Origin of the sequence: Streptomyces graminilatus, assembly GCF_001418565.1 — a bacterium.
Taxonomy (GTDB): Bacteria; Actinomycetota; Actinomycetes; order Streptomycetales; family Streptomycetaceae; genus Streptomyces; species Streptomyces graminilatus.
Genome location: NZ_LIQQ01000510.1, coordinates 1 through 8,063 on the forward strand (window position 1 = coordinate 1; position 8,063 = coordinate 8,063).

General features: G+C 71.7%; 7 protein-coding genes. 2 read left to right on the plus strand and 5 right to left on the minus strand.

What is annotated here, in order from left to right; all coding sequences use genetic code 11:
- Nucleotides 1–1,191 (minus strand): protein kinase domain-containing protein (locus AOK08_RS34495; RefSeq protein WP_107101123.1); only part of this gene is annotated, 1,191 nt, incomplete at its 3' end.
- Nucleotides 1,192–1,558: 367 nt separating this feature from the next.
- Here AOK08_RS34495 and AOK08_RS34500 point away from each other — a divergent pair.
- Entirely contained in the window at nt 1,559–3,256 is a 1,698-nt protein-coding gene (locus AOK08_RS34500; protein ID WP_055533355.1) for a protein kinase domain-containing protein, read from the plus strand.
- 103 nt (nt 3,257–3,359) lie between these two features.
- Here AOK08_RS34500 and AOK08_RS34505 read toward each other — a convergent pair whose 3' ends face one another.
- Nucleotides 3,360–3,899, minus strand: coding sequence for a bacterial proteasome activator family protein (locus AOK08_RS34505; RefSeq protein ID WP_055533357.1), 540 nt, complete (start codon nt 3,897–3,899; stop codon nt 3,360–3,362).
- Nucleotides 3,900–4,068: 169 nt separating this feature from the next.
- On the opposite strand from AOK08_RS34505, the gene AOK08_RS34510 reads away from it, so the two are divergent.
- Nucleotides 4,069–4,476, plus strand: coding sequence for a hypothetical protein (locus AOK08_RS34510; protein ID WP_055533359.1), 408 nt, complete (start codon nt 4,069–4,071; stop codon nt 4,474–4,476).
- 62 nt (nt 4,477–4,538) lie between these two features.
- Here AOK08_RS34510 and AOK08_RS34515 read toward each other — a convergent pair whose 3' ends face one another.
- The 3 genes from AOK08_RS34515 to AOK08_RS34525 form a co-directional block, all read right to left on the minus strand.
- Nucleotides 4,539–5,519, minus strand: coding sequence for an NAD(P)H-quinone oxidoreductase (locus AOK08_RS34515; protein WP_055533361.1), 981 nt, complete (start codon nt 5,517–5,519; stop codon nt 4,539–4,541).
- Between the two features lie 179 nt (nt 5,520–5,698).
- The gene (locus AOK08_RS34520) at nt 5,699–6,796 is read right to left on the minus strand and encodes a potassium channel family protein (protein ID WP_055533363.1); all 1,098 of its coding nucleotides are present in this window, start codon (nt 6,794–6,796) and stop codon (nt 5,699–5,701) included.
- A 73-nt stretch (nt 6,797–6,869) separates the two neighbouring features.
- The coding region (locus tag AOK08_RS34525; RefSeq protein ID WP_055533365.1) for a molybdopterin molybdotransferase MoeA at nt 6,870–8,063 on the minus strand (1,194 nt) is incomplete at its 5' end.

The following is an 8,063-nucleotide window of genomic DNA, read 5'->3' on the forward strand; positions in this document are numbered from 1 at the left end:
CGCCGCGATGGCGATCACGGCGAAGAACGCCAGTATCCACAGCTTGCCCCGGCCGCCCCCGCGCCGGTTGCCGTGCCCCTCGAAGCCGCCGTCGTCCCGGCCGCCGTACCCGGCGGGCAGGATCTGCTGGGGGATCTGGGCAGTGCCCGCCTGATCGCCCGGGTGGTTCATCACGGCGGTGCCGGCGAAGCCCCCGGAGGAGGTGTGGCGGCCGTCGTGCATGGCCACGGGCCCGGTGTTCCAGGTGCCGGTGTGGCTGCCCTGTTCGTACAGCATCTGCAAGCCGTACTGGATCAGCCCGCGCATCTCCTCGGCGGTCTGGAAGCGGTCGTCGGGCTCCTTGGCGAGGGAACGCATGACGAGCCCGTCGAGCTCCGGCGGCGCCCCGTCCGTGACCTCGGAGGGGGGCACCGGAATGTCCTGGACGTGCTGGTAGACCACGGCAAGCGGGGTCTCGCCGGTGAACGGGGGCCGCAGCGCGAGGAGTTCGTACAGCAGACAGCCGGTGGCGTACAGGTCGGAGCGGTGGTCGACCGCCTTGCCGAGGGCCTGCTCCGGGGAGAGGTACTGGGGCGTGCCCATGACCATGCCGGTCTGCGTCATCGTCGTGGACGCCCCGTGCAGCGCGCGGGCGATGCCGAAGTCCATGACCTTCACGGCGCCGCCGTGCGTGATGATCACGTTGGCGGGCTTGATGTCGCGGTGCACGATGCCGTGCTGATGCGAATAGGCAAGCGCTTCCAGCACCCCGGAGACGATGATCAGGGCCTGCTCGGGCCCCGGCGCCTCGGCGTTGATGAGGAGGTCGCGGATGGTGCGCCCCTCGACGATCTCCATCACGATGTACGGGACGGACTGACCGCCGACGACGTCCTCGCCGGAGTCGTACACGGCGACGATCGAGTGGTGGTTGAGCCCGGCCACCGACTGGGCCTCGCGCGTGAAGCGGGCCTTCGAGATCGGGTCCTCGGCGAGATCGGCGCGCAGCAGTTTGACCGCCACGGTCCGCCCGAGACGCACGTCCTCGGCTGCGAACACCTCGGCCATGCCGCCCCGGCCGAGTCTGTGGGTGAGCCGGTATCGGCCGTCCCCGACCAGTCCGCCGTTGCCCCACAGCTCAGGCGCGTCTGACATACCGCCGCCAGCCGCCTCGGGGTCGGACGGGCCCTGAGCGCGCTGCTGTGCCATCAGTCCTCGCCGTCGTTTCTGCCCGCGGTGCGCGCGGTGTTGTCACGGTCTCCGTCGGCCACGCTACAGCCTCCGCGCCGGCCCCCGAGCCGGGAGACGGTGCGGGAGGAGCTCCGGAAGGAACCCGGGTACGGGTCCCTGGGGGACCGGTCATCAAACCCGTTGCGGGTATCGGCGCGCAAATCCCCGGCCCCGCCCCCAGCGTCCCACCCAGCTCCCGCGTCCCCTGTAACGCTTGCGCGACGCTTAACCCCCGTACGGTCACGGAACGGGCATCGCGCTTGACGTGTCTGCGCCCTCCGGCAGACTTGGCCGGGAATCGGCCAGTCGATCACATGCGGCTGTGGAGAGACACGGGGGGCTTGGGCACATGAGCCAGGACGGCGCACACGGCCGGTACGCGGGACACGCGCTCGCCGGCGGGCGCTACCAGCTGCGTGATCTGCTCGGCGAGGGCGGCATGGCCTCGGTGCACCTCGCGTACGACTCGGTCCTGGACCGGCAGGTCGCGATCAAGACGCTGCACACCGAACTGGGCCGGGAAGAGGCGTTCCGCGAGCGGTTCCGCCGCGAGGCACAGGCCGTGGCCAAACTCACGCACACGAACATCGTCTCGGTCTTCGACACCGGCGAGGACGACGTGGCGGGGACGACGACCCCGTACATCGTCATGGAGTACGTCGAGGGGGAGCCGCTCGGCTCCGTACTGGACGCGGACATACGGCAGTTCGGGGCGATGCCCGCCGACAAGGCGCTCCAGATCACCGCGGACGTGCTGGCGGCGCTGGAGATCAGCCACGAGATGGGCCTGGTCCACCGGGACATCAAGCCGGGCAACGTGATGCGGACCAAGCGCGGTGTCGTCAAGGTCATGGACTTCGGCATCGCCCGCGCCATGCAGTCGGGCGTCACGTCGATGACCCAGACCGGCATGGTCGTCGGCACCCCGCAGTACCTCTCCCCGGAACAGGCCCTGGGCCGGGCCGTGGACGCCCGCTCCGACCTCTACTCCGTCGGCATCATGCTGTTCCAACTGGTCACGGGACGGCTGCCGTTCAACGCCGACTCGGCGCTTGCGATCGCGTACGCGCATGTCCAGGAGGAGCCGGTCGCCCCGTCGTCGGTCAACCGCGCGCTGCCCCCGGCGGTGGACGCGCTCGTCGCCCGCGCGCTGAAGAAGAACCCGAACGAGCGTTTCCCGAGCGCCGTCGCCATGCGCGACGAGTGTCTGCGCGTGGCCGCCTCCCTCCAGCCGGCCACCCCGAACATCGTCCCGGGCTCCCTGGCCCAGAGCGGCACGGGCGTCGCCTCCGCGGTGTTCCCGCCGGTCGACCAGGCGGCCCCGGCCCCGCCGGGCCCCGTACAGACCCCGTACCAGCCGGCCCCGCACCAGCAACCGCAGCACGCGAATCCGTACGGCGCCGCTCCGGCCCCGGCGTACACGCCCGTGCAGACGCCACCACAGGCGCAGACACCGGCTCCGGCTCCGGCGTACGGCTATCCGCAGCAGGGCGGTTACCAGACGCCGCCCGGCCCGTTCCCGCAGCAGCACACGCCGCCGGTCGCCTACTCGCCCTCGCCGCCGACCCCGGCCGCCTCCGGAGGACGCCGGAAGAGCAACACCCCGGTGATCGTGGGCTCGATCGTCGTCTCGATCGCCGCCATCGGCGGGCTGCTTCTCGCCCTGAACCTGGGCGGGGACACCACCGACGACGGCGACAACGACGCCGACAGCGCCCCGAGCGCCGTGGCCTCCAAGACCGCGGGGTCGGGGTTCAAGGGGCCGGACCCGGCCAAGAAGATCGACGCGGATGAGTGCTCGGAGGCGCCGGAGTCGTACACCGACCCGGACAAGATCCGGCTGCCCGACTTCCGCTACAAGAACCTCGCCTCGGTCAAGGCCTGTTTCCAGGCGGCCGGCTGGCGGATGAAGGTCACTGATCTCGACGAGAACACCTTCGGCAAGGACACCGTCACGGAACAGTTCCCCTCCGAGGGCCAGGACGTCGACCCGGAGAAAATGCCGGTGATCGAGCTGATCGTGTCGACGGGCTACCCGCCGTCCTGAGCGGCGGTTGTCCATGGAGCGGGGTCGGGCAGCCGGTCGGTCGGCCACCCGGCCCCGCTCCATGAGATCTGGGACGGACCAGCGATCTGGTGGACCGGCGGACCTAGAGGTACGGCCCGCCCGTGCGTCCGCCGGTACGCGGGTCGTCATCGCCCTCGTGGCCGACGCCCGGCGGCAGCGCGCGGCGCATCTGCTCCAACTGGGCCCGCGCGGCCATCTGCTGGGCGAAAAGGGCGGTCTGGATGCCGTGGAAGAGGCCCTCCAGCCAGCCCACCAACTGGGCCTGCGCGATCCGCAGTTCCGCGTCGCTGGGAATCGCCTCGTCCGTGAACGGCAGGGACAGGCGCTCCAGCTCGTCGACCAGCTCCGGCGCGAGACCGTCCTCCAGCTCCTTCACCGAGCTGGCGTGGATCTCCTTGAGCCGGACCCGGCTCGCCTCGTCGAGAGGTGCCGCGCGCACCTCCTCCAGCAGCTGTTTGATCATGCTGCCGATCCTCATGACCTTGGCGGGCTGCTCCACCATGTCCGTCACCGGAATCTCTCGGGAGTCGTCGTCACCACCGCCTCCGAGAGCCATCCCGTCCTGGCCAACGACCAGGATGTGGGGGTTCTCCGGCGACCTTTCGTTCCTCGGCATCTCCATGCCGTCATTCTCTCGCACCGGGCCGCCGCCACGGCCGGTGGGTCCGGCCCGGCTCCCCCCGTCCGGGATGCCGGACAGGCGGACGCGTGTGAGGCTGGTCACTGCGACCCGCGTGACGGGTTACGGGTGACCGGCGACCGGCGACTCCGCAGCGGAGGAGGCCACCGACATGACCCCTTGGCTCCGCATCCTGCGTGTCTGCGGCACCCTGCTGGCCCTGGCGGCCCCCACGCTCGCCGCCGCTCCGCACGGCACGAGAGCGCCGTACGACGGCGTCGTGTACGTCGCAGGGCCCGCCCCCGCCGCCTCCCGGGCCGGGAGCCCGGCGGGTGAGGGCCGGGAGCGTCCCGGGAGGCGGGAGTCCGCCCCGTCCGACGAGGCGGCGTACGAGGAGCCCGTGACCGTGACCGAGCCCGCCTCCGTGCCGGACGGGCCGCCGCGGAGCCCCGGTGCCCGGCACGGCACGGTCTCCGGGCCGGTGCTGCCGATACTGCCGCTCGGCGGCGGGCTGCTCCTGATCGGCAGCGGCCTCGGCCTCGCCTTCCTGGCGCTGCGGCTGCGCGTACGCAGGACGTGACCGACGACAGCGTGACCGACGAAGCCGCGACCTGCGAGGGCCTGACCTGCGAGGGCGTCCCGTTACGGGACCACCAGCAGCACCTTCCCCACGTGTCCGCTCTCCTCCACGACCCGGTGGGCCGCCGCGGCGTCGCTCATCGCGAACTCGCGGTCGACGACCGGCCGGACCTGACCGGCGGCGATCAGCGGCCAGACGTGCTCGCGTACGGCGGCCACGACGGCCGCCTTCTCGGCGAGCGGGCGGGCACGCAGCGAGGTCGCGCTGATCGCGGCCCGCTTCATGAGCAGCGCGGCGATGTTCAGTTCGGCCTTGATGCCGCCCTGCATACCGATGATCGCGAGCCGTCCGTTGACGGCGAGGGCGTCGACGTTGCGGTCCAGGTACTTGGCGCCCATGTTGTCGAGGATGACGTCGGCCCCGGCACCCCCGGTGGCCTGCTTCAGCTCCTCGACGAAGTCCTGCTCTCGGTAGTTCACGAGGATGTCGGCGCCCAACTCGGCGCACCGGTCGAGCTTCTCCTTCGTCCCGGCCGTCACGGCGACCCTGGCGCCGACCGCCTTGGCGAGCTGGATGGCCATGGTGCCGATGCCGCTGGAGCCGCCGTGCACGAGCAGGGTCTCTCCGGGGCGGAGGTGGGAGATCATGAAGACGTTCGACCAGACCGTGCAGGCCACCTCGGGCAGCGCTGCGGCCGACTTCAGGTCGATGCCCTCGGGCACGGGCAGCAACTGCCCGGCCGGTACGGCAACCTTCGTGGCGTAGCCGCCGCCCGCGAGCAGCGCGCACACCTCGTCGCCGACGGACCAGCCGGCGACTCCGGGCCCGACCGCGGCGATCCGGCCCGAGCACTCAAGACCGGGGTACGGGGAGGCGCCGGGCGGCGGGTTGTAGAAGCCCTGGCGCTGGAGGATGTCGGCGCGGTTGACGGCGCCCGCCACCACCTCGACCAGTACTTCGCCCTCACCGGGCACGGGATCGGGGACTTCGGCCCACACCAGTGCCTCGGGTCCGCCGGGTTCGGGAATCGTGATCGCATGCATGAGGGGACGCTACCCCCGGGTGCGGAGAAAACCAGGTGCGGCCCTGGTCCGGCGGAGGGACCGTGAAAGGACATGCGGCCCCGCGAGCGATGAGTTCCGCCCGGCCGCCGGTCGCTGGTGCTGGTCTTCGGGCCGGTGACCATGCGGCTCTACCACCGCGGGTAGCCGGCGGGCCTGGGTCAGTTGTCGCGGATCCGACGGACGTCGGGCGCCACCTGCGCGATCGGCGTCGCCCGCACGATGGTGATGAGCCGGTCGGTCACCTGGAGCTCACCGATGGACGGATCGTCGTAACCCAGCACCCGATGCCCGCGTACGACGCTCACGACCAGGTCGTCCGTCTCGCGCGGCCCCTTGCCCACCTCGGCCTTGATGACCGGCCGTTCGACGATGTCGAGCCCGCTGCCCTGCTGGATCAGGTCCTCCATGACCATGCCGGCGGCGGGACTGAGCACCGACAGCCCGAGCAGACGGCCGGCCGCGCTCGCACTCGTGATGACGGCGTCGGCGCCGGACTGCTTGAGCAGCGGCGCGTTCTCCTCCTCCCGCACGGCGACCACGATCTTCGCGGTGCGGTTGAGCTGCCGGGCTGTGAGGGTGACCAGCACCGCCGTGTCGTCGCGCTGGGTGGCGATGATGATCTGCCGCGCCTTCTGCACCTCGGCCCGGAGCAGTACGTCGCTGCGCGTGGCGTCGCCGACCACTCCCGCGTACCCCTCGGCGGTGGCCGCGTCCACGGCCTTGGCGCTGGGGTCGACGACCACTACCTGTTCCTTCTTCAGCCCGGTGACACAGACGGTCTGCACGGCCGACCGCCCCTTGGTCCCGAACCCGATGACCACGGTGTGCTCTCGCAAGGCCGCCCTCCAGCGGTTCTGCCGCCACTCCTCGCGTGTGCGCTCCGTGAGGACTTCGAGAGTCGTGCCGACCAGGATGATCAGGAAGAGCACGCGCAGCGGGGTGATGACGAAGATGTTGGTGAACCGGGCGGCATCGCTGACGGGCGTGATGTCGCCGTATCCGGTGGTGGAGAGGGTGACGGTGGCGTAGTAGAAGGCGTCGAGCAGGTCGACGGAACCGTCGGAGTTGTCGTTGTAGCCGTCGTGATCGGCGTAGACGATGAATGCCGTCCCGACCAGCACCAGCAGGGCCATGGCGACACGTTTGACGACCTGCCGGATCGGCCGTTCCACCACGGTCCGGGGAAGTTTCACCCGATGGGTCACCAGATGCTCGTCCGCCTGGCGGGCGATGGCGTCCTGGCCCGGCAGTTTCACGTGAAACATCCTCCATTGCCACTGGGTCGAGCGCCGCTGGGATCCGAATGTTTCACGTGAAACACAGCATGTTTCACGTGAAACACAGCCCGGCCTCGGCGCCCGCCGCCCAGGGCAGGTCGAGCAGTTCCAGTTCCTGACCCGCCCGCGCGCCGCCCGGCGGTACGACGGCGAGCGCCTCGGCCGCCGCGATGCCGCGCAGCATCGCCGGCCCGTTGTAGTGCAGCGGCACGGCCCGGTCGCGGCGCAGGACGACGGGGACGAGCCGGGTGTCGTACGGGTGCCCGTGCACCTCGTCCTTGAGTGGCAGCGTGTACAGCTCGGGCGCCGCCCGCCCCGCGAGGGTTCGCAGCAGGGGCTCGGCGAGGGTGAGCAGCCCGGAGACGGCGGCCAGCGGGTTGCCAGGGAGCCCGACGAGGTGCTGGTTCTCCGCCAGCCGGGCCAGCAGCATGGGATGGCCGGGGCGCACCTGGACGCCGTTCACGAGCAGTTCGGCGCCGAGGCGGCGCAGGGTGGGGTGGACGTGGTCGACGGGTCCGGCGGCGGTGCCTCCGGTGGTGACGACGATCTCGGCGGGGGAGTTCCGCAGTGCCTCGTGGAGCGCCTCGGCGTCGTCGCCGAGTCTGCGTACGGCGATGACGTCGGCGCCGAGCGAGCGCAGCCAGGGCGGCAGCATCGGGCCGAGCGCGTCCCGGATCAGACCGTCGTGCGGCAGCCCCTCGGTGAGCAGTTCGTCGCCCAGGACGAGGACCTCGGCCCGGGGGCGGGGGATCACCGCGAGGGTGTCGTACCCGGCGGCTGCCGCGAGCCCGAGCACGGCCGGGGTCACGAAGGTGCCGGTGGGCAGCAGATGGTCGCCGGTGCGGCACTCCTGGCCACGCGGCCGGATGTCCTGGCCGTGACTCGGCTCCCGGGTGGCGTACAGCCGGCCCTTGTCGTCCGTGCGGCCGTGCTCGCTGCGCAGTACGGCGGTCGTGTCGTACGGGATGCGGGCGCCCGTCGCGATCCGTACCGCGTCGCCGTCGGTGAGCGGCTCGGGCTGCGCGTGCCCGGCGAGCACACCGGCCTCGCGCACGTCCCAGGGCCCGGGACCGGCCACCGCCCAGCCGTCCATCGCGGACGTGTCGAAGGAGGGCAGGTCGGTGAGGGCCGCGAGCGGGGCGGCGAGGACCAGACCGAGAGCCGCGTCCAGGGGGACGGAGACGGGGGCCCAGGCGGTACGGGGGACCCGGCGGGCGGCGCGCTCGGCGATGGCGCGGGCCTGGGG

Excerpts from the sequence above, each read along its gene's own strand:
- AOK08_RS34500 (WP_055533355.1), top strand. The coding sequence starts at position 1,559 with ATGAGCCAGGACGGCGCACACGGCCGGTACGCGGGACACGCGCTCGCC.
- AOK08_RS34505 (WP_055533357.1), bottom strand. The coding sequence starts at position 3,899 with ATGGAGATGCCGAGGAACGAAAGGTCGCCGGAGAACCCCCACATCCTG.
- AOK08_RS34510 (WP_055533359.1), top strand. The coding sequence starts at position 4,069 with ATGACCCCTTGGCTCCGCATCCTGCGTGTCTGCGGCACCCTGCTGGCC.
- AOK08_RS34515 (WP_055533361.1), bottom strand. The coding sequence starts at position 5,519 with ATGCATGCGATCACGATTCCCGAACCCGGCGGACCCGAGGCACTGGTG.